Annotated in this window: 24 protein-coding genes; 22 read left to right on the top strand and 2 right to left on the bottom strand. The window is 37.3% G+C overall.

Features of this window, described 5'->3' with window-relative positions:
• Position 1 precedes the first annotated feature (1 nt).
• A complete protein-coding gene (locus C4H12_RS01195) occupies positions 2-331 on the bottom strand; it encodes an FtsL-like putative cell division protein (protein ID WP_106097293.1) in 330 nt (109 codons plus the stop codon).
• A gap of 3 nt (positions 332-334) precedes the next feature.
• Positions 335-1249, bottom strand: a complete 915-nt coding sequence (gene rsmH / locus C4H12_RS01190) for a 16S rRNA (cytosine(1402)-N(4))-methyltransferase RsmH (RefSeq protein ID WP_106097292.1) — start codon at positions 1247-1249, stop codon at positions 335-337.
• Between the two features lie 551 nt (positions 1250-1800).
• On the opposite strand from rsmH, the gene C4H12_RS01185 reads away from it, so the two are divergent.
• The 22 genes from C4H12_RS01185 to C4H12_RS01080 all read left to right on the top strand — a co-directional run bounded on the left by C4H12_RS01185 (position 1801) and on the right by C4H12_RS01080 (position 21383).
• Positions 1801-2958, top strand: coding sequence for an ATP-binding cassette domain-containing protein (locus tag C4H12_RS01185; protein ID WP_106097291.1), 1158 nt, complete (start codon positions 1801-1803; stop codon positions 2956-2958).
• Positions 2959-2970: 12 nt separating this feature from the next.
• Entirely contained in the window at positions 2971-4083 is a 1113-nt protein-coding gene (locus tag C4H12_RS01180) for a hypothetical protein (protein ID WP_106097290.1), read from the top strand.
• Positions 4084-4112: 29 nt separating this feature from the next.
• Entirely contained in the window at positions 4113-5204 is a 1092-nt protein-coding gene (locus tag C4H12_RS01175; protein ID WP_106097289.1) for a hypothetical protein, read from the top strand.
• A gap of 17 nt (positions 5205-5221) precedes the next feature.
• On the top strand, positions 5222-6151 hold the full coding sequence (locus tag C4H12_RS01170; protein WP_106097288.1) for a hypothetical protein: 930 nt from the start codon (positions 5222-5224) through the stop codon (positions 6149-6151).
• A 545-nt stretch (positions 6152-6696) separates the two neighbouring features.
• Positions 6697-7230 (top strand): ferritin, encoded by a 534-nt coding sequence (locus C4H12_RS01165; RefSeq protein WP_106097287.1) that lies wholly within the window; start codon positions 6697-6699, stop codon positions 7228-7230.
• Positions 7230-8222 (top strand): NAD-dependent epimerase/dehydratase family protein, encoded by a 993-nt coding sequence (locus C4H12_RS01160; RefSeq protein ID WP_106097286.1) that lies wholly within the window; start codon positions 7230-7232, stop codon positions 8220-8222. The genes C4H12_RS01165 and C4H12_RS01160 overlap by 1 nt, the downstream gene beginning before the upstream one ends.
• Positions 8219-9244 carry a tetraacyldisaccharide 4'-kinase gene (gene lpxK / locus C4H12_RS01155; protein ID WP_106097285.1) on the top strand — a complete coding sequence of 342 codons (1026 nt, stop codon included), beginning with the start codon at positions 8219-8221 and terminating at the stop codon, positions 9242-9244. Before C4H12_RS01160 ends, lpxK begins: the two co-directional genes overlap by 4 nt.
• On the top strand, positions 9241-9792 hold the full coding sequence (locus C4H12_RS01150) for a thioredoxin fold domain-containing protein (RefSeq protein ID WP_106097284.1): 552 nt from the start codon (positions 9241-9243) through the stop codon (positions 9790-9792). The genes lpxK and C4H12_RS01150 overlap by 4 nt, the downstream gene beginning before the upstream one ends.
• 146 nt (positions 9793-9938) lie before the next feature.
• Positions 9939-11102: a sigma-54 dependent transcriptional regulator gene (locus tag C4H12_RS01145; protein WP_106097283.1), complete on the top strand. Its 1164-nt coding sequence runs from the start codon at positions 9939-9941 to the stop codon at positions 11100-11102.
• 129 nt (positions 11103-11231) lie between these two features.
• Positions 11232-11882, top strand: coding sequence for a vancomycin high temperature exclusion protein (locus tag C4H12_RS01140; protein ID WP_106097282.1), 651 nt, complete (start codon positions 11232-11234; stop codon positions 11880-11882).
• Positions 11883-11975: 93 nt separating this feature from the next.
• The gene (locus C4H12_RS01135; RefSeq protein ID WP_106097281.1) at positions 11976-12557 is read left to right on the top strand and encodes an LUD domain-containing protein; all 582 of its coding nucleotides are present in this window, start codon (positions 11976-11978) and stop codon (positions 12555-12557) included.
• Between the two features lie 2 nt (positions 12558-12559).
• Positions 12560-13402: a CDP-archaeol synthase gene (locus C4H12_RS01130; RefSeq protein ID WP_106097280.1), complete on the top strand. Its 843-nt coding sequence runs from the start codon at positions 12560-12562 to the stop codon at positions 13400-13402.
• Positions 13403-13404: 2 nt separating this feature from the next.
• Positions 13405-14175, top strand: coding sequence for a diaminopimelate epimerase (gene dapF, locus C4H12_RS01125; RefSeq protein ID WP_106097279.1), 771 nt, complete (start codon positions 13405-13407; stop codon positions 14173-14175).
• 36 nt (positions 14176-14211) lie between these two features.
• The gene (locus C4H12_RS01120) at positions 14212-14706 is read left to right on the top strand and encodes a GNAT family N-acetyltransferase (protein WP_106097278.1); all 495 of its coding nucleotides are present in this window, start codon (positions 14212-14214) and stop codon (positions 14704-14706) included.
• 28 nt (positions 14707-14734) lie between these two features.
• Positions 14735-15604, top strand: a complete 870-nt coding sequence (locus tag C4H12_RS01115) for a nucleoside phosphorylase (RefSeq protein WP_106097277.1) — start codon at positions 14735-14737, stop codon at positions 15602-15604.
• A gap of 54 nt (positions 15605-15658) precedes the next feature.
• Entirely contained in the window at positions 15659-16546 is an 888-nt protein-coding gene (locus C4H12_RS01110) for a hypothetical protein (protein WP_106097276.1), read from the top strand.
• 2 nt (positions 16547-16548) lie between these two features.
• Positions 16549-16911 carry a Na(+)-translocating NADH-quinone reductase subunit F gene (locus tag C4H12_RS01105; protein WP_106097275.1) on the top strand — a complete coding sequence of 121 codons (363 nt, stop codon included), beginning with the start codon at positions 16549-16551 and terminating at the stop codon, positions 16909-16911.
• Between the two features lie 68 nt (positions 16912-16979).
• Positions 16980-17984: a PLP-dependent cysteine synthase family protein gene (locus tag C4H12_RS01100; RefSeq protein ID WP_095900880.1), complete on the top strand. Its 1005-nt coding sequence runs from the start codon at positions 16980-16982 to the stop codon at positions 17982-17984.
• 42 nt (positions 17985-18026) lie between these two features.
• Positions 18027-19289 carry an aminotransferase class I/II-fold pyridoxal phosphate-dependent enzyme gene (locus C4H12_RS01095; RefSeq protein ID WP_106097274.1) on the top strand — a complete coding sequence of 421 codons (1263 nt, stop codon included), beginning with the start codon at positions 18027-18029 and terminating at the stop codon, positions 19287-19289.
• A 126-nt stretch (positions 19290-19415) separates the two neighbouring features.
• Positions 19416-20114, top strand: a complete 699-nt coding sequence (locus C4H12_RS01090) for a polyprenol monophosphomannose synthase (RefSeq protein WP_106097273.1) — start codon at positions 19416-19418, stop codon at positions 20112-20114.
• 16 nt (positions 20115-20130) lie between these two features.
• Positions 20131-20496, top strand: a complete 366-nt coding sequence (locus C4H12_RS01085; protein WP_002682037.1) for a diacylglycerol kinase family protein — start codon at positions 20131-20133, stop codon at positions 20494-20496.
• An 8-nt stretch (positions 20497-20504) separates the two neighbouring features.
• The gene (locus C4H12_RS01080) at positions 20505-21383 is read left to right on the top strand and encodes a DMT family transporter (protein WP_106097272.1); all 879 of its coding nucleotides are present in this window, start codon (positions 20505-20507) and stop codon (positions 21381-21383) included.
• The last annotated feature ends 8 nt before the right edge of the window (positions 21384-21391 follow it).

The following is a 21391-nucleotide window of genomic DNA, read 5'->3' as shown; positions in this document are numbered from 1 at the left end:
TTTATTTATCAACAATCACCTTTATTTTTTGAGGTGGCTTTTGTGGTTGTTTAAGCCCTTTACTCTCCAGCTGTTCAAGCAAAGCCGATTCCAATCGTACTCGCTGAAGCCTAGATCGCACATCTACAAATTCGCTTTTAAGCTCATTTACTTGTTCATTCAGTACCGCTATCTCGTACACTTTCCTATCTATAGCATGTGAGCTGGCTATCATTATAACTGCTAAGCTAACCAAAAAGCATATAAAAATCCAAGAGCGGGCGGCTTCTTTCCCTTCTGTCAAGAATTTCCCGTGTATTATATTCTTTATTTCCTGAGTTGCTTTCCCCATTTCCTAATTATTTATACGTTCTGCTACACGTAATTTAGCGCTTCGTGCCCTACTGTTTTGGGCTATTTCACTATCATCAGGCACTATAAGCCCTCCTATTTTCTTAAAAGGTACACTAATGTTCCCATACCAATCTTTTTCAGGACTACCTTCCAATTGCCCATCACGTATAAATCGCTTCACGGCTCTGTCTTCCAATGAATGATAGCTAATAAGACTTATCCTACCCCCTACCTTCACCACAGCAGGAAGTTGTAACAAGAAGCTTTCAAGGGCTTCTATCTCTCCGTTTACTTCTATCCTAATAGCCTGATATATTTGCGCCAATATTTTATTCTCTTTGTGTTTGGGCAATAGTGCCTGCAAGGCTGCTTGCAGTTGGCTCCCTAAGGTAATAGGCGCATTTTGCCTATACCCCACAATAGCTCGGGCTATAGCACGCGCATTTTTCAACTCTCCATACCGAAAGAAAATATTAGCAAGCGCCTGCTCATCATACTCATTCACCACTTGCTGGGCGCTAAGAGGTGCATTTTGGTTCATACGCATATCCAACGCCCCTTCAAAACGGGTTGAAAACCCCCGCTCTGCTACATCAAATTGGTGCGACGATACCCCAAAATCTCCCAATACCCCGTCTACCTCTGTAACGCCATAAAACCGGAGGTACTGTCGCAAAAACTTGAAGTTTTGTTGTATCAAGGTGAACCTACTATCATCAATTGTATTATTTTGCGCATCCACATCTTGATCAAATGCATAAAGCCTACCCTGCGCACTTAAATGCTTGAGTATTTCTCGTGAGTGACCTCCCCCACCAAAGGTAACATCTACATACGTTCCATCAGGATTAGTAATCAGGTTTTCAACGCTTTGGCGCAGTAATACGGGGATATGATATGGGGTTGCTGAAGGCATATTTATAGTATTTTTTTATCGGGGCAAAAGTACGATTTTTTTTTTACATAGCAAAAAAGCCCTTGCCGTTTCCCCTCTCTCCCCCACCCTCCCCCGCTGGTCTTACCTCCTACCTCTTATCTCTTACCTAATTGCGAATAACGCAAAAATCACCCACTTCCTCCCTATCCCCTATCTCCTAACTCCTCTTCCCTAATAATCAGCCCTTTCAGCCCCCACCCTCTTACCTCTTATCTCTTATCTATTACCTACTTTAAACGAACCTATAACGAAGGATAAACGAACTATAAACGAAGGATAAACATTACTTCCTTGATTATCAGCCACCTTATCCTCAACTCCTCTCTTTGCAAAATCTGCAACAAAATCCCCCAATCATTGCATTATTCTCACTCTTTTCCCCTTTTTCCCCTCTCTATTACCTCTTATCTCTTACCTATCTCCTCCCTCCCTCTTACTTTTCACCCACCTGAAAACCAAAAGCTGAAAACTAACACCTAAAATCCTTTATAATCAAAAAATATTTGTATATTTGCCCCAAAATACTCAATATGACAACAAAACACTCTGAACGCGTGCAAGATGCCCTACAATTTTTTGCACAAAATGATACCGATTTGGCTTTCCGCAAACTCTTAGATTGCGCTGCCGATACCCAATCTATGCCCATCTATCAAAAGGCTATCGCTCTTACCGATTGGAAAGAAAATCACCCCAATGAGCTACAATCCTTTACCGAAAAAGCTACTGCTCTGCTCAATGAAATAGCCCAATGCCAAGTAACCGAAGTCCCTACCTCAAGCCCAGTTTTAGAAGCTAAAAACTTACAAAAAACCTACCGCTCCGGTATGTTCTCTTTAGGGCCTATCGATCTTACCATTTGCAAAAAACAAGTATACGGATTAGTGGGCGAAAACGGCAACGGTAAAACTACCCTATTGCGCATCCTAGCCCACGACTTGTCCTACACCACAGGAAACATCAGCTATTTCTTTGCCGAAAAACCTAAAAACGACTATGACTTGCGCACCAAGCTGGCCTATATACCTCAGCGAACCGACAAATGGCAAGGCAGCCTGATCGATAATCTTAAGTTCACCCTAGCCTGCTATGGCACCCCACCCGAAGAAAATGAACCGCGCACCCTACTGATGATTGCCCGCTTAGGACTCTGGAAATACAAAAATTTAAACTGGGAGGCACTCTCTTCTGGATACAAAATGCGCTTTGAGCTCGCACGCACACTCTTGCGCAAACCCGAATTACTCTTACTCGATGAGCCTCTGGGCAACTTAGACGTGCTCGCCCAGCAAGTAATACTGGAAGACCTCAAGATGATAGCCAACTCTGTGAACAACCCCATAGCCCTCATACTAAGCTCACAACAGCTGTTCGAGGTAGAAAAAGTATCCGATAAGGTTATCTTCTTGAAAAATGGTAAATACCGCGACAATGCCGAAACCGAAACCCAGAACACCCCTACCCAGCTTATTATCGAGCTCGATACTACCAACAGCAGGGAAGAGTTGTTGGCTGTACTACAAACATTTAATTTAGAGAAGTTACAATACAATGGCGGAATCTACATTGCCTACTTCGCTACCAATACCGATTACTCTGCGGTACTCGAAGCTCTCGGCAAAGCAAAAATTACACTCACCTACATCAGGAACATATCCGCTTCCACCCGCCGTTTTTTTGTTAGCTAATAAAAGCAAAATATGAAAAAATATTTATTAGAGCGCTTCCCTACTTTATGGAACACACAGCTGGTATGGATGCTGCCTTTAGCTTTAATAGCACATGCACTGTGCTTTATATTGGGGTATAACCACCTTACAATAACCAATTTTGATTGGGAATGGTACGGTGCCGATGTATATTTAGACAATAACGCAGGCATTTTACTATTACTCTTTATACCTACAGTCCTACTGTTATTGGTATGGTCATTACACTTGGTACGGCACAATGCCTTTAAGGTGTTCTACCCACTGAGTCGCTGGCAGCTAATAGGGCAATTTCTAAGCTATTTTGTAATCATAACAGCAAGTATCACCTTAGTGTTTAGCTTCTTTTTTGGGGCAAAAACAAAAATGGACTCCTACTGCGAAAATTCCTTTTTCTCATCAGCTTTAGTCGAATATAATAAAAATGAAGCCTATCAGGAAAGTATCTATAATAACGATGATACAAGAATAAGCGAAGCAATAACAGAGACCATAGAAGAGCCTATTGAGAGCTTTTTAACCTCTGTCAAAAGTTTTTATTATAGCTTAGAAAGAGACCTTTATGATTACGGCTTATTAGCACTGTACTTTGCCTTGGCAGCAGCCTCGTTGTTATTGTGTTTCCGTTTAACAAGTTTGCGCATCGGTATTATTACAGTGCTAAGTGCAGCTGTACTTATGCTATTTTTCATCTTGATTAAACAAGTATTTTCACCATATATAATAACCACCTTATACTCAATACGGAGCCTATTTATCATTGCCTTTTTAGGCTATGTTTTCGCTCTGATATCTTTAGTATTCTTTATGAGGAAAATGAGTAAGCTGGTAGCAGGCGTACTAATGAACTTATTGTTACTATTAGCGCCCTTTATGTTATTTTATATACTATTAGAAATTACAATATTAATCATTGAGCCTATATTGCTTAGTTATTTTAATAACTATAATAGTATAACGGCTAATGAACAAAAATACATATTTTTGGATTGGTTATTAAATGCTTGGTATATCTTTGTTAGGGTATCGGGTTTGGTACTGATAATACCTTTTTTGGCATTGTACACCAAGGTAATATTCAAATGGAAAGCTATGCCTGAATAGATTTAAAAACTTTAAAATTAAGGTAAGAAATGAACAATTTAAAAAAATACTTATTAGAAAGATATCCTACTGTATGGAATACTCATATAATATGGATATTACCATTGGCAATAATAGCACACTTTTTCTTTTTTGGTATGGGCTTTTTAGGTCTTACCGATAATGTATTGGCTGACGATTATTATTACAGATGGGCAGAAAACTTTGAAGGCTTACCCTTACTGCTCAACTTTGTAATTAGCACCCTACTGATAGTAGTATGGCTTATATTTGTTTTCAAAAATAATGCTTTTAAGCACTTTTACCCTATAAAGAGGAGACAACTCTTAGGGCAGTTTGTAGCCTACTTTGTAATTGTGCTAAGCTGTATAAGCTTTTTTATATCATTCTCGGCGGGTGAGCAAGTAAAAGTAATTACCAAATACACTGATAGCTATATTGAAGCCGCATTAGAACAATGTAGCCAAATTAATGATGATAGCTATAACCACTCTGATAATTACAATAATTATGATGAGTTTACACGTGATTGCCATATAGCAGAAAACGCCTACAACATTAAGAACAAAGAGTTTTTTAAAGATTATTATATCTTTACAATTGCATTTATGATTGCTGCTTATATTGTTACTTTGCTTATTTTTGCGGTAAAAATAACAGGGCTACGTACTACCTTGCTATCAATAATTACGGGGGGGATATTAATAATATTTCTTTGTATATTGTTGTTCTTTATAACTTCATTAGTAAGCTTTAGGTATGAAGAGAGGGTAGCAATGAGTGTGTTTTCGTTATTTTACTTACTTATACTGTTCTGTTCTGTAAGGATGCAACAACACTTTGGCAAATTAATATCGGGGATACTGCTTAATATAACAATGTTTTTCTTTTTACCTATCCTGCTTATAGTAGGTATATTGCTTTTTGATTTTCTGGAATACCTCTCTTACCATTTTGATCTTTATGGTCTAGAAAATGTATTATATGATATAGAGTATTACACTAATGATGATTTCAAGATACCTTTCCTTCTGTTAAACATTACAATAATACTTTGTGTAATAGGCTTTATGGGACTTTATAGCACTGTTATGAAACAGTGGAAGTCATTAAGCACTTAGATTATATCATTAAAATTATGAAGAAGTATCTGTTAGAAAGATTTCCTATCCTTTGGAATACACAGCTTCTGTGGATATTGCCTTTGGCGTTGTTGGGGCATTGTTTCTTTTTTGGGCTAGGCTTCTTTGGGCTTACTTATAGTGATGTTACAGACTATTACTACTGGGGAGAGAACTTTGAAAAGCTTTTAAAAGCATTGAACCTTATGGTAAGCTCATTACTGCTGATAGTGTGGGTAATGAGGCTATCACGGCATAATGCTTTTAAGCATTTTTACCCTATAAAAGGGCGACACTTACTGGGGGAGTTTTTAGTTTTTTGTTTTATTACATTGGTTTGCATCAGTTTTTATATTTCATTTTTGGCTGGTGAGCATCTGAAGGCTTTTTTGGAATTTCCTGACCTCTACTTTGTTTCGGAGGGATGGGACAAATATTATTTAAAGACACATCCTTTTATTGTTTTAGCGTATATTATATCTTTATTGATATTCTCGGTAAGGATTACTGGTATGCGTATTACGCTGCTATCGGTAGTATCTGGGGCTATTGTGCTGTTGCTGCTATTTATAAGTTACTTTTTTATAAGAATGGAAAGTAGTAAAGGTCATGAGAATATAATGCTTGTGGGAATGTATACTTATATATTGCTGTTGGTACTATTGGTGGTAATGCTAAAGCGACTACCGAAGAGGGTATCGGGGGTGTTGCTAAATCTTATTATGTTCTTCTTTCTGCCTGCATTTCTGATACTCATTTTATACTTATTTTCGTTGGTAATGAGGAGTTTATACGGTGAAGAATGGCAAGTAATTGTAGAGAACTTTTTCAACACTTATTTGAATTTAAGTTTTAATCAATGGACTTTTGTTATAATACTTTGTGTAATAGGCTTTATGGGGCTTTATACTAAAATTATAAAGCGATGGAAAGCTATGCCCGATTAGTGACATACTTACCCTTTGCAGGCTACTGAACTACAACTACTTTTATATTTTTCTTCGCTTATTTTTCACTTATTTATTACCCCTTGCGTTATAGGAATTAGCCGAATATATTCGGGAATTAAAAAAAATAGGGCGTTTGGGGCGTTTTGTTGTGTTTTTGGCAAAAAGAAAGTTCGATATTAAAACGGCTGATTACCAGCAAAGTAATGTTTATCCTTCGTTTATAGTTCGTTTATCCTTCGTTATAGGTTCGTTTAAAGTAGGTGAGAGATAAGGGATAAGAGGTAAGAGGGTGGGGCATAAAAAGGCTGATTATTAGGGTATTATATTTTTAATGAAAGAGTGAGGTAGGTGTTGGATTTTTTTGAAATATTGGCAATAAAAATGCGAAATAGATGCGAATTTTTTATTTTGTAAGGAAGGGTAAGAGGGTTGCTGGTAATTAGATGCTTTTTAAATACTAAAACTATGTGTTATAAATTTGCTAATTCGCTAATTATTTGTATCTTTGCCCCCTGTAAGATACTTAAAAAATAAATTAAAAAATGACAAAACACAAGTACACTCGTACGCAAACAAGTTTGCACCCTGAGATTATTGACCTGTTGAATGACCAAGTGAGCAAAGAAGCTGAGGCTAGTTCTTTGTATTTGGCTATGGCTTCATGGTCTGAATACAATGGTTACTCACGCAGCGCTGAGTTTTTTTATGATCATGCTGTAGAGGAGAGAGACCATATGATGAAGATTTTCCGTTTCTTGAATGAGAATGGAGCGCGTGCTTTTGCGCCTAAAGTAGGTGAAGTGCAGCAAGAATTTGCTTCGCTAAAAGAAGTATATGAGAAGACTTTGGAGCACGAGATAAAAGTAACACAGTCTATTTTTTCTATTTTCAAGAAGGCACGCCAGGTGGATGATTACGCTTCGGAGAACTTTTTACAGTGGTTTGTACAAGAGCAGCTTGAAGAAGAGCGCTTGATACACTCTATCTTAGACTTATTTGAGTTTTACAACGAAAGTGATTCGCCTATAGCACTAAAACTTATAGATGAACGCATTCCATTAGAGGAGAAAGCATAATGATTTTAGTAACTGGCGGAACGGGGCTGATAGGGAGCCACTTACTTTTGGAACTCACACAGAATAAGGAGCATAAGGTAAGGGCTACGTATAGAAATGCCCATTCGTTAGAGAAAATAAGAGATTTTTTTGCCCAGCGATTGGTTAAAGACCGCTTTGAAAAGATTGAATGGGTGAAAGCAGACCTAAGTAACATCCCTGCGCTTGAAAAGGCGTTTGAGGGTGTTACTTTTGTTTTTCACTGTGCGGGATTTATATCATTTGAGCCTAAAGATTTTAACAATCTTATCAAGATAAATGTAGAAGGGACGGCGAATATTGTAAACTTGTGTATTGATTTTAAAGTGCAGAAGTTATGCTATGTGAGCTCGGTAGCTACCCTATCGACCCTGCCCCATAATCCTATTGATGAGGAAAACGACTGGAACAGGGAGGATAGCAATACCGATTATGCCATCAGTAAGCACGGTGGTGAGATGGAGGTGTGGCGTGGCTCGCAGGAAGGACTGCCGGTGGTGGTGGTAAACCCTTCGGTAGTGATAGGAGATGGTTTTTATGAACAAGGGTCGGGCTTACTATTTAAGAAAGTAGCCGATGGGCTGAAGTATTACCCCACAGGAGGCACTGGCTTTGTAACAGTAGATGATGTGGTGCGAGCTATGATAGGACTGCAATTTTCTGCAGTAGTAGGCGAACGCTTTGTACTGAACACTGCTAACCTTACCTACCAGTGGGTGCTTGAGAAGATAGCCAAAGGCTTAGGGGTGAAAGCTCCTACCCGAAAGGTAGGTCATAAGCTATTGCGCACTATGGCACGCCTTGATGGGGTGGTTAGCTTTTTTGGACTTAAAAAACGTACACTCACCTTACAAAGTGCCGATGCCTTAGGACTTATAACTACCTACAATGGCGATAAGATAAAGAGATTTATTGACTTCCAATACAGTGATATTGAGAAGGAGATAGAGGAAATTTGTGAGATGATAGGATGAAACTGTTAAGATTTATACTATTGCCTTTGGCAGTGCTTTACGGGCTGATAGTGCGGTTGCGGCATTGGTGTTACAAGGTAGGTATTTTCAAAGAACATACTTTTGCAGTACCTACTATTTGCGTAGGTAATGTAGCTGTAGGAGGAACAGGGAAGAGCCCTATGGTGGAATACTTAATTAGGCAGCTAAAAACTACACAGCGCGTGGGGGTACTAAGCAGAGGCTATAAACGCAAAACAAAAGGTTTTGTGCTGGCTGATGGAAATAGTATGGTATACGATTTGGGCGATGAGCCTTTTCAGTTTTGGAAGAAGTTTAAAGATGATATTATACTGGCTGTATGTGGCTGCAGGGTGGAAGGTATAGAGCAAATGCTTGCCCTGCCGAAACCTCCAGAAGTAATCATCTTGGATGACGCTTTCCAGCATAGAGCTGTAAAAGCCCAAACGAATATAGTACTTACCGCTTACGGGCATCTGTTCACTAACGATTGGTTACTGCCTGTGGGACATTTGCGTGATGTAGTAAGCCGTGTGCGACAAGCCGATATAGTGGTAGTAACTAAATGCCCTCGTACTCTACCCCAAGAAGAACGCAAACGGATAGCAGGAAGACTGCAACAGTATTGTAATTGCCCTATTGTTTTTGCAAGTATAGCCTACGATAAGGATGTATTCACAGATGATGGGAATACCAGCTTAGGTGATTTTATACAAAAACCTTTTACATTGGTAACAGGCATAGCTAATCCGGCGCCATTGGTGAAGTATTTGAAAGAGCAAGGAGCGGTATTTGAGCATTTGGCTTTTGCTGACCATCATCACTTCAGCCCTAATGAAATAAAGCTATTGAAAGGGAAGCGTATACTTACCACTGAGAAGGATTATGTGCGCTTGCAGCCCGAATTAGGAGGCTTGTATTACTTACCTATTACAATCAATTTTATAACCCCAACTGATGCTCATATATTTGGCACGGTTTTTGGGAAGGCATTTAATGATAAAAATAATAAAACAGTATGATAAAAAAACTCATTGCTATGGTAGCTTTTGTTTTGGCAGCTACCGCTACACTAGAAGCCCAAGAAATTAAATGGATGACTTTTGACGAGGCTATAGCAGCACAAAAGAAAAAACCTAAAAAGATATTCATCGACGTATACACCAACTGGTGTGGACCGTGCAAGATGCTAGCTAACAACACCTTTACCAACAAGGATTTAGCTAAGTATGTGAACGAGAATTATTACCCTGTAAAATTTAATGGAGAGGGTAATGAAGTGGTGAACTATCAAGGACAAAAGTTTGAGAATAAGGGGTATGACCCATCTAAAGCTAACACACGTAACTCGACACACCCACTTACTGCTTATATGCAAGTGCAAGCGTACCCTACTATGATGTTTTTAGATGAAAAATCAGACTTAATTACCTCTATCACCAGCTATATGTCGCCTACACAATTAGAGTTGTATTTAAAGATGTTTGCAACTAATGATTATCAAAAAATCAAGACACAAGACGAATTTCAGATATATCAATCTAAGTTCAAACCTACATTTAAGAACTAATAAATACACTTTTTCATAAACACACGTAAAAAACTCTTGACAAATGTCGGGAGTTTTTTTATTTTTTATTATCTTTGCAGCCGGATATATTAGTCTCTTTGCAAGATAAGCAAATAGGCAAACCGACAAATTAACAGATTGAATTTATGGCAAAAATACTAATTATAGAAGACGAATCGGCTATTAGACGAGTACTTACCAAGATATTGGTAGAAGAGAGTAAAGAATATGAAGTAGAAGAAGCTGCCGATGGTATTGAAGGTGTAGAAAAGCTAAAAAAAGAAGAGTATGACTTAGTACTATGCGACATCAAAATGCCTAAAATGGATGGTATGGAAGTGCTTTCTGAAATAAAGAAAATAAAGCCTGAAATACCTTTTGTAATGATTTCGGGGCATGGTGACCTTGAAACCGCTGTAAATGCTATGCGCTTAGGAGCTTATGATTATATATCAAAACCACCTGATTTGAATCGCTTGCTCAATACTGTACGCAATGCCTTAGACAAGAAAAAATTGGTGGTAGAAAACAAACACCTGAAGAAGAAAGTGAGCAAGCAGTACGAAATGATAGGCGAGAGTGAGCCTCTGCAACAAATACGGCAAATGATAGAAAAGGTAGCTCCTACTGAGGCAAGGGTACTTATAACAGGCTCTAACGGTACTGGTAAAGAGCTGGTGGCACATGCTATTCACTACCAAAGTGAGCGCAGTGATGCCCCTATGATTGAAGTTAATTGTGCTGCTATACCTTCTGAACTGATAGAAAGTGAGCTTTTTGGGCATATTAAAGGAGCCTTTACCTCGGCAGTGAAAGATCGTGCCGGTAAGTTTGAAGCTGCTAATAATGGTACTATATTCTTGGATGAGATAGGAGATATGAGCCTATCGGCCCAAGCTAAAGTTTTGCGCGCTTTGCAAGAGAACAAGATTAGCCGTGTGGGTAGCGATAAAGACATTAATGTAGATGTACGAGTAATAGCCGCTACTAATAAAGACTTGAAGAAAGAAATAGCTGAAGGACGTTTTCGTGAGGACTTGTATCACCGCTTAGCTGTAATCCTTATTAGAGTACCCTCGCTGAATGAACGCCGTGACGATATTCCGCTGCTGATAGAGTATTTTTCAACTAAAATAGCTGAAGAACAAGGCACTACTGTTAAGAAATTTGGCAAAAAAGCAATAGAAATATTGCAAAAACAAGACTGGACAGGTAATATTCGTGAATTGCGTAATGTAGTAGAGCGACTTATCATTTTGGGAGGCAAAGAAATCTCGGAAGAGGATGTGAAGGCTTTTGCTGGAAAATAGGCGTTAGTTTAAAATTAGTGCACTTATATACCTTGGGATGAGGGGATTCCTATCGCTATAAAAATCTTTAACAAGCGTATAGAAAGAGTTATGAGAGCTATTTTTATATACGCTAATACAGAGTAAAATATGAAGAAAATAAAATTTCTTTTTAAGTTTTTTAGAAACAAATATTTTTGGCGAGGGACTGCTTTAATATCGGTATGGCTACTGCTAGTTATTATTGCTTGTAATGTACAGGTAACCAAAGAAACTAAAAAACTATTATACAATGACATAGCTGCTGTACCCTCTCATAAAGTAGGGTTATTATTAGGTACTAATCCGTACCTAAAAAATGGGAATCCTAATAAATACTTTACTTACCGAATAGAGGCTGCTGTAGCCTTATATGAAGCAGGGAAGATAGAATACATTTTAGTAAGTGGTGATAATCACACCAGAGGTTATAACGAACCAGAAGAAATGAAACAAGCCCTTATAGGCAAAGGTATACCCGAAAAACGTATTATATTGGATTATGCTGGATTTAGAACTTTAGACTCGGTAGTGAGAGCTAAAGATGTATTTGGCTATGAGCAGTTTATCATCATATCGCAGCAATTTCACAATGAGCGAGCTCTCTTTTTAGCACGACATAACAACATAGAAGCAGTAGGCTTTAACGCTGAAGATGTTACCGCCTACTACGGATTAAAAACACGGATACGTGAGTATTTGGCACGTACCAAGCTATTTTTAGATTTACAGTGGGGTGTAAAGCCTAAATTTAGGAATTAGTTTTTGAAGGTTGGGTTAAAAAACATTGCTAATTGAAAAATATTTTATATTTTTGCAGCACTAATCATTAATCACTAACCATTAATCATTGTAATGAATTTTTTAAGAAAGATATTTAAACGAAATACAGAGCCACCAGTACAACTAACTGCTGATGAGTTATTTGCACAACAATTCACTAAAAAGGGTGGAAAATTTCTCTATTGTACTACTGAAATAGAAGTACAAGAGGCTTTTCGCGCTATTATTAATGAATTGGGCTTGTATATAAAGATGAGCAGTAATGCTTCACCCTCAATAATGGAAATGTTTGAAGAGCATAGCACTCTTTTTAACAATCCTGCTGAGGAGGCAAATGTATATTTATCAGATTGTGAGTATTTGATTACCTCAATAGGAGGAATTATGCTATCATCACACCAAATGAGACATAAGCCTATACGTGAGTTACCTGAAACATTTATTATCTTTGCCAAGACGAGTCAAATGGTGCAGGATATTAGTGAGGGGATGCGAGGATTAAACAAGAAATATCCTGTAAACCAAAAACCTACTGGCTTACTTACTCTGCAAAACTTTAATGATGACCCTGAAAAAGGCACAGTAGCTACCTATGGTACTAGTGCTAAAAAAACTTATTTGATATTATTAGAAGATTTACCTATCGAGAAATAATTATGAACGAGCTATTTAAAAGAGCTATTACTGGCTTTATTTACATATTTCTACTATTATCGGCAATAATGCTTAATGCTGATGCTTTTGATTTTCTGTTTCTTTCCTTTGGTATTATATGTTTGTTTGAGTTTAAAATGCTGATACGATTAAAGGAATTACATATATTTTTGATATTCTTATTATGCTGGTGGCTTTTTATTCACCTAAAACTATCTGATTTTTCAACATATATGTTACTTTTGGCTGTATTGCTAACAGATATATATTTAGGTTTACTTCTTTTTTATGAAAAAATACCTTTAAGAAAGCAGAAAAACAACACTAAACTACTAATTAGTTTATTGTATATAGGAGGAGGTTGTATTTTTGTCCCATTGATATACAAATACGAAGATAATGTAAATGTAAATTACTATTTTCAGTATTTATTTAGTAATGAATCACAAATAACAATGATAGGTTTGTTATGCATTATTTGGGCTAGCGATACCTTTGCTTACCTTACAGGAAAAGCTTTTGGCAAGCATAAACTATTTGAACGTATTTCACCTAAAAAGACTATTGAAGGTTTTATAGGAGGAATGATAGGAGCTATTATTATTTCAATTATCATTGATATTTATAGTGCACGCCCTGTATGGCAATGGGTTATTTTGGCTATAGTATTGGTAATAGCTGGCACCTTTGGAGACTTAGTTGAATCAAGCTTTAAACGAGCTGCCAAAGTAAAGGATAGTGGCACTATTTTGCCAGGACATGGAGGTCTGCTAGATAGACTTGATAGCCTTATATTTACTTCACCTTTTGCCTATTTAATGCTTTTAGTTTTTGACTTATTTTAACTATGGAATTTTATAAATATCAGGGAACAGGCAATGACTTTGTAATGATAGATAACCGACAAAGTACTTTTCCTAAGAATGATAAAAATTTAGTTGCTACCTTATGTAACCGCCGTTTTGGCATAGGTGCTGATGGTTTGATACTGTTAGAAAAAGCTGATGGATATGACTTTGCTATGGTGTACTACAATGCAGATGGATGCGAGAGTACAATGTGTGGTAATGGCGGCAGATGTGTAGTTGCTTTTGCCAAACAGTTAGGAATCATTACTAATAAAGCTACTTTTATAGCCATAGATGGAGAACACAAAGCTACTATTAACATTAATAACTATGTGCAATTACAGATGAAAGATGTAACTGAAATAACTGTACATAAAGGATATACATTTTTGAACACTGGTTCTCCTCACCACGTGCAGTGGGTATCAAACATAGAAAATATAGATGTAAAAACAGAAGGAGCTGCCTTACGTTATGGAAGTTTATATGCTGATAAGGGCGGAAGTAACATTAATTTTGTATCGGCTACTGAAAACGGATTTGCAGTGCGTACTTATGAACGAGGAGTGGAAGATGAAACCCTTTCATGTGGTACAGGAGTAACTGCTGTAGCTATAGCACTTTATGAAACAAAACAGATAAAAGAAACAAATATTACACTACATACAAAAGGAGGTGATTTAACAGTTACATTTAATCCTATAAATAGACATTACAAAGACATTTTTCTTTCTGGTAGTGCAACTTTAGTTTTTAAAGGTGAAATTTAAACCTCATAAATAATACAATTAAAATAAAACATCACTATGAAATTAAGAGCTTTAGAGCCTGAAGATATTGACTTTTTGTATCATTTAGAAAACCAAGAATCCCTTTGGGAAGTGAGTGATACACAGCTACCTTTTGCACGACATCTTCTACAAGATTATTTGCAAAATGCTAAGCAGGATATTTATGAAGCTAAACAATATCGTTATGTAATATCTCTTGATGATGGAACTGCTTTAGGATGTATTGATCTATATGATTTTTCACCCAAACACAGACGTGCTACAGTAGGTATAGCCTTACTTGAAGAACATCAGGGAAAGGGTTATGGAGCTAGAGCTTTGACTATGCTTATTAGACAGAGTCAACTGCACTTAGACCTCCACCAGCTGATAGCCTATATTCCTGCTGACAATGCTGTAAGTATCTACTTATTTGAAAAAGCAGGTTTTGTATGCAATGGTATGCTTAAAGATTGGATTTACTCAGAAGGTGTCTACAAAAACGTAGGAGTATACCAACTATTATTTTAGTACCAACTTATTTTTAAATTCGTAAATTATGATTAAAGAATCTGAACTTATTTTGAACGCCGATGGTAGTATTTACCACATCAATTTGCGACCCGAACAAGTCGCCGATACTATTATTTTAGTAGGTGATCCTAACCGTGTGCCTCGTGTGAGTGCTTATTTCGACAATATAGAATTTAGCACCCAAAAACGCGAATTTTGTACCCATACAGGTTCTTATAAAGGCAAACGCCTTACTGTAATTTCCACTGGTATAGGTCCTGATAATATCGATATTGTGATCAATGAACTCGATGCACTTGTGAATATCGATTTGCATACGCGCCAGCCTAAAGAGCAACTCACTTCGCTTAATATAGTGCGTTTTGGTACTTCGGGCTCTCTACAAGCCGATATACCCGTAGATAGTTTTGTGCTTTCTTCTCACGGATTAGGTATGGACAATATGTTTCATTCGTATAAGGATAGTCCTAAGGTGCGTGAAATCGCTATGGAAGAGGCTTTTATCGCTCATACAAGTTGGAATCCTCTCAAAGGTCGCCCTTATATCATAGCTTGCGGACAAGAACTTAAAAAACGCCTCCTCACCGATAAAGTATTTGAGGGAATTACGGGTACTGCTCCAGGTTTTTATGGTCCTCAAGGACGCGTATTGCGCTTACCAGTGCAAGACCCTGAGCTCAATGATAAACTACACAGTTTCAATCATAATGGGCATCGTATGACGAACCTCGAAATGGAAACCTCTGCCATCTATGGGCTTTCTAAACTTTTAGGACATCAAGCTGTTTCGCTCAATGCTATCATTGCCAATCGCCCTACAGGTACTTTCACTAAGGATACTAAAAAAGTAGTAGAAGATTTGATAGTATATGGTTTAGAACAATTGGCAAAATAGTTATTACTATATTTTAATAAAATTGATAATCAATAATTTATTAGTTGTGAACTTATGAAAGCACTTTATTTTTTAGCTATGTTATGGCTAGTCAATTGTCATAATACTACTTCCATTGATAGAGATGATACTTCAGTAGAAAAAGATACAATAGTTGTATGTACTGAGGAAGATTTATCAGTGAGAAAAGATCCTTCTGAAGATAGTGAATTTGTAAGTCGTTATGATTTGCATCTCCCTGATGAAAATAAGAATTTAATCTTTTTGCCAGATAAAAAAGAAGCTTTTTTGTTAGGAGATTCAATTCCTATTTATAACCATAAAGGTTTTCTAAAAGAAAAACGTACTGATCTTGATACAAAGTGGGTAGCAATAATGGGAGTTTCGGATACCTTATACAATTTCACAAAAGATAATTGTACAGCCTTTCATTATATAAAAATAGTGTTGAATAATACTGATTCTCTCATTGTAGATGGAAGAAATGTATTTAGAACAACTGATAAACTGATTGATAAAACCTTTGACAACGGTGAACGCATACAATTTTTTAGAACTGCCTATTATGGTACACCTGTATCAGATGATGATGGATTAACTTTTTGCGGTGAACCTTATGAACCTGCCATATTAATTACAAATACAGGTTTTAAGGGATTAGTACCAATAGTGGAAAATAAGTTTTCTGTAAAACTTAATTCACTTGGTATTAATAGAAAAATATTTCAATTTTTTCAACTATGTGACAATGATGGTTTTTTAGATGAGGTGATGAATGCTGTAAAAACGTCAAAAGGTACTATACTTAAAATTTATAGAGAATTTCAAGAAGGGTATACTAACTATGAAGTACTATTAGAGAAAACAACAGAAGGGTATAAGGCTACCTATTTAAATTATCCTGAAACAAAATATGAACAACCTTATATAAAGAAAAAGTGAATATGACGCCCCTTACAGGTCAAGAACTCCACAATTTAGCGATGAATATTGTAGGGGAAGCCTTACAAAAGGAACTACAATGGGAATTCCTATTGGTGAATAGTGAACTCAAGCGCGACCCTCAGTTTGTATGTGTAGACAAGAACAACCAAAAATACTTTATCATTGTGCGGGCAGTACCCTATGGCGACGACCCTACTCAGTACGATATGGTATTTATGGAAGTGGTGCGCAAACACGCCGAAAAACATAACACTCGCACTTTCTATGCAGGTGTAGGGCTTAGCAATGTAACAGATGAAACCCTCCCTCTATATAAAGATGAACCTTATAAACTCAACTTTCAAGGGCTCATTGAAATTTGATAATTGACAAATTTGCTAATTGACAAATTATTCGTACTTTTGCCACTCAAAAATAAAGCAAGTAACCAATGAAAATAAACGAATCATTGAACGTACATAGCAGCTTACTACAACTCATTGGCAATACACCTCTATTGGAATTGCACAAAATTACCAAAAATCTTAAAGGTCGCTATTTTGCTAAACTCGAAGCCTTTAACGCAGGTCATTCTGCCAAGGACAGAGTAGCCAAATATATCGTTGAAGATGCCGAACGCAAAGGACTTCTCAAACCAGGATATACTATTGTAGAAACTAGTTCGGGTAATACGGGCTACAGTTTGGCGATGATAAGTGCTCTAAGAGGCTACCGCTGTATCATTGCAATTAGCGATAAATCTTCTCACGACAAAGTGGAAATGCTACAAGCTTTAGGAGCTGAAGTGCATTTGTGTCCTTCAAATGTTGCTCCCGATGACCCTCGTTCTTACTACGAAGTAGCCAAACGCATCCACAACGAAACTCCTAATTCTATCTATATCAATCAGTATTTCAATCCACTAAACCCTGAGGCTCATTACCTTTCTACCGGTCGTGAAATATGGGAACAAACCCAAGGAGAAATCACTCACGTAGTAGTATGTAGTGGTACAGGAGGTACCATTTCGGGGATTGCGCGCTATCTCAAAGAACAAAATCCTAACGTACAAGTATTGGGGGTAGACGCCTATGGTTCAGCTATCAAAAAATACCACGACACTCGTCAGTTTGACCCTGCCGAAGTATATCCATACAAAATAGAAGGAATGGGTAAAAACCTAATTCCTACCGCTACTAATTTTGATGTTATTGATGAGTTCATCAAAGTAACTGATAAAGATGCGGCACTCACCGCTCGTGAATTGGCACGTACTGAAGGACTTTTTATGGGTTACACCAGTGGGGCTGCTATGCAAGCCGTAAAACAATATGCCGAGGCAGGTAAGTTTGATGAAAACAGCATTGTAGTTGCCCTTCTCGCCGACCACGGTTCGCGCTATATGAACAAAATTTATAGTGACGATTGGATGAAAAAGCAAGGATTTATTAGTTAACAATTGACAATTATCAATTAATAAAATAAATAAAAAAGAAGAATGAAAGATTTATTTGAGCATATTTATGCAAATAAAGGAAGTATAGGGCGCTGGTCAGACCACGCCGAGGGGTATTATGTATTCCCTAAATTAGAAGGTGAATTAGGTCCTCATATGAAATTCCAAGGAAAAGAAATCCTCAACTGGAGTATCAACGATTATTTAGGACTTGCAAACCACCCCGAAGTGCGCAAAGTAGATGCCGAAGCAGCTGCTGAATATGGTGCGGCTTACCCTATGGGAGCTCGTATGATGAGTGGGCATACTACAATGCACGAAGAACTCGAAAAACGTTTGGCTAAGTTTGTTCACAAAGAAGCCTCTTATTTGCTCAACTTTGGTTACCAAGGAATGGTATCTATCATTGATGCTTTGGTTACCAAAAACGATGTGATTGTATATGATGTTGATGCACACGCTTGTATCATCGATGGGGTACGCTTGCACTTTGGCAAACGCTATACCTATCAGCACAACGATATGGAGAGCTTTGAAAAAAACTTAGAACGTGCTGCCAAATTAGCTGAAACTACAGGAGGCGGTATCTTGGTGATTTCAGAAGGTGTTTTCGGGATGCGTGGCGAACAAGGCAAACTTAAAGAGATTGTAGCCCTTAAAAAGAAATATCCTTTCCGCCTTTTGGTAGACGATGCACACGGTTTTGGTACCTTGGGTCCTCGTGGAGAAGGAACTGGTGTTCATCAAGGCGTACAAGATGAAATTGATGTCTATTTCTCTACTTTTGCCAAATCAATGGCTGGTATTGGGGCTTTCGTAGCTGGAAATACCAAAGTAGTAGATTATCTTAAATATAACCTCCGCTCTCAAATGTTTGCTAAATCACTTCCAATGATTTATGTAAAAGGTGCTTTGAAACGTTTGGAAATGATGGAAACAATGCCTGAACTACAACAAAAGTTATGGGATAACGTAAATCGTTTGCAAAACGGACTTAAAGAGCGTGGATTCAATATCGGTAATACCAATACTTGCGTAACGCCTGTATTCTTGCACGGTAGTATTCCTGAAGCAATGGCGATGGTAAACGACCTACGCGAGCACTATGGTATTTTCCTTTCTATTGTAGTTTATCCAGTGATTCCAAAAGGAATGATACTCTTGCGCATTATTCCTACCGCTTCACATAGTAAAGAAGATATCGACCGTACTTTGGAAGCATTTTCAGCGATTCGTGAAAAACTCGAAACAGGCGTATACCGCGCTATGAATGCTGAGCTTACTAAAGAAATGGGAGATATGTAATTAATTATTAATTGAAAAAAAATACTTTGCCAAAGTGAGATAGCTTATTGTGCTACAACCAACTTTGGCAAAGTTTTTGTGTATCTCCACCTTGTTCATTATTAATTGCTAATCGTTAATCGTTAATTGTTAATTGTCATCCCTACATATAATGAAATTGAAAATATAGAAGCTATCATAAAGGCAGTATTTGCCCAAAGTGATAAGTTTCATATCCTCATTGTAGACGACAATTCTCCTGATGGTACCGCCGATAAGGTACGCGAATTACAAAATATTTACCCTAACCGACTCTTTTTAGAGGTACGCACCGAGAAAAAAGGTTTAGGAACCGCTTATATTCACGGATTTCAGTGGGCATTGACACATAACTATGAATATATTTTTGAGATGGACGCCGATTTCTCTCATAACCCTGCTGACCTCTTGCGACTTTATGAGGCTTGCCAGCAAGGAGCTGATGTTGCAATAGGGTCGCGTTATGTAAAAGGGGTGAATGTAGTGAACTGGCCCCTGCAACGCATTTTGTTATCCTATGGGGCTTCTATCTATGTGAGGGTGATTACGGGAATGAAAATTAAAGATCCTACTGCTGGTTTTGTGTGTTATCATCGAAGAGTATTAGAGCATATCAACCTCAAAACTATTAGATTTGTGGGCTATGCTTTTCAAATAGAAATGAAGTATCGCGCTTATCTCAAGAAGTTTAAAATTACAGAAGTACCTATTATCTTTACAGATAGAACTAAAGGAAAATCAAAAATGAATAAAAGCATTATCCGTGAAGCTATCTTTGGCGTTATCGGAATGCGATTTAAAAAATAAATCAGCATACAAAATTATGGAATTTATAAGAAAAAGACTCAAAAGCTTACAATATGTATTTCAAGGTTTGTTTTATTTAATAAAGAATGAACCTCCTGTGATGGTACATATTGTCATCTCTTTAGTATGGGTGATTTTAGGCTTTTGTTTCGGCATTACTACCAATGAATGGATTGTACAACTATTGTGTATTGCTATAGTACTGTCAGTCGAAGGTCTCAATACAGCTGTCGAGAAACTCTGTGACTTCATCCACCCCGATCATCATAAAACTATCGGGATTATCAAAGATGTTGCTGCTGGAAGTGTAGGCTTTGCTGTGATACCTGTAAGCGTCGTGCTCTGTATCATCTATTATCCTTATGTAATGAAACTCTTTTAAATTTTACTATGAAAGATATAGTAAAAGGGTATTTAGCAGCTTTTATTTCAGCGGTTACTTATGGTATGATTCCGCTGTTTATGATTCCTATCAAACAGCAAGGTTTTTCAGTAGATGCGGCACTTTTCTATCGTTTCATTACTACAAGTCTCTTTATTATGGGGTATCTTTTCTACCGAAAGGAAACACTGCATATTACCCCGCGCGAAGTATTTATCTTTCTTGTATTAGGATTGCTGTACGCCCTTTCAGCAGAATTTCTCTTCCTTGCCTACGATTTACTCTCCCCAGGAATTGCTTCTACTATATTTTTTATGTATCCGCTAATAGTAGCACTTGCTTTAGGTATTTTCTTTAAAGAACATATCACCTTTCGCACAATGATAGCCCTTATTGTTGTACTGATAGGTGTTTTCTTACTCAGTGTAAAAGATGTAACAAACTTTTCAATCAACTATATAGGGGCAGGCGTATCACTACTTGGGGCAATTTCGTATGCACTCTATATGCTCATTGTCAATAAGTCAAAAATATCGGCTTCAGGAATAAAAGTATCGTTTTATTCTACCTTATTTTCTTCAGTTTATTTTCTTGTAAAATTATGGGTTATAGGTACTCCTCTTCCTATCCCCGAAGTAAAGATGAGTTTACTACTCACAAGTTTCGGTATAGTAACTACCCTGTTTTCTATCATCACCCTTATTTATGCTATCAGAATAATAGGTTCTACCCCTACAGCTATCATTGGGGTAATGGAACCCATTGTAGCAGTAGCTATCAGTATTTGGATATTCCAGCAAGAAAGTCTTACAACAAATCTTATTATAGGAGTGCTACTCATTATCATTGCAGTAATGATAGATATTTTGAAGCCTAAGAAACATTGATAGTTATA

This window comes from Capnocytophaga sp. oral taxon 878 (genome assembly GCF_002999135.1).
In the GTDB taxonomy this organism is placed as follows: Bacteria; Bacteroidota; Bacteroidia; order Flavobacteriales; family Flavobacteriaceae; genus Capnocytophaga.
The sequence above is the reverse complement of the archived record's forward strand: the minus strand, read 5'-3'. Positions and strand labels throughout refer to the sequence as shown.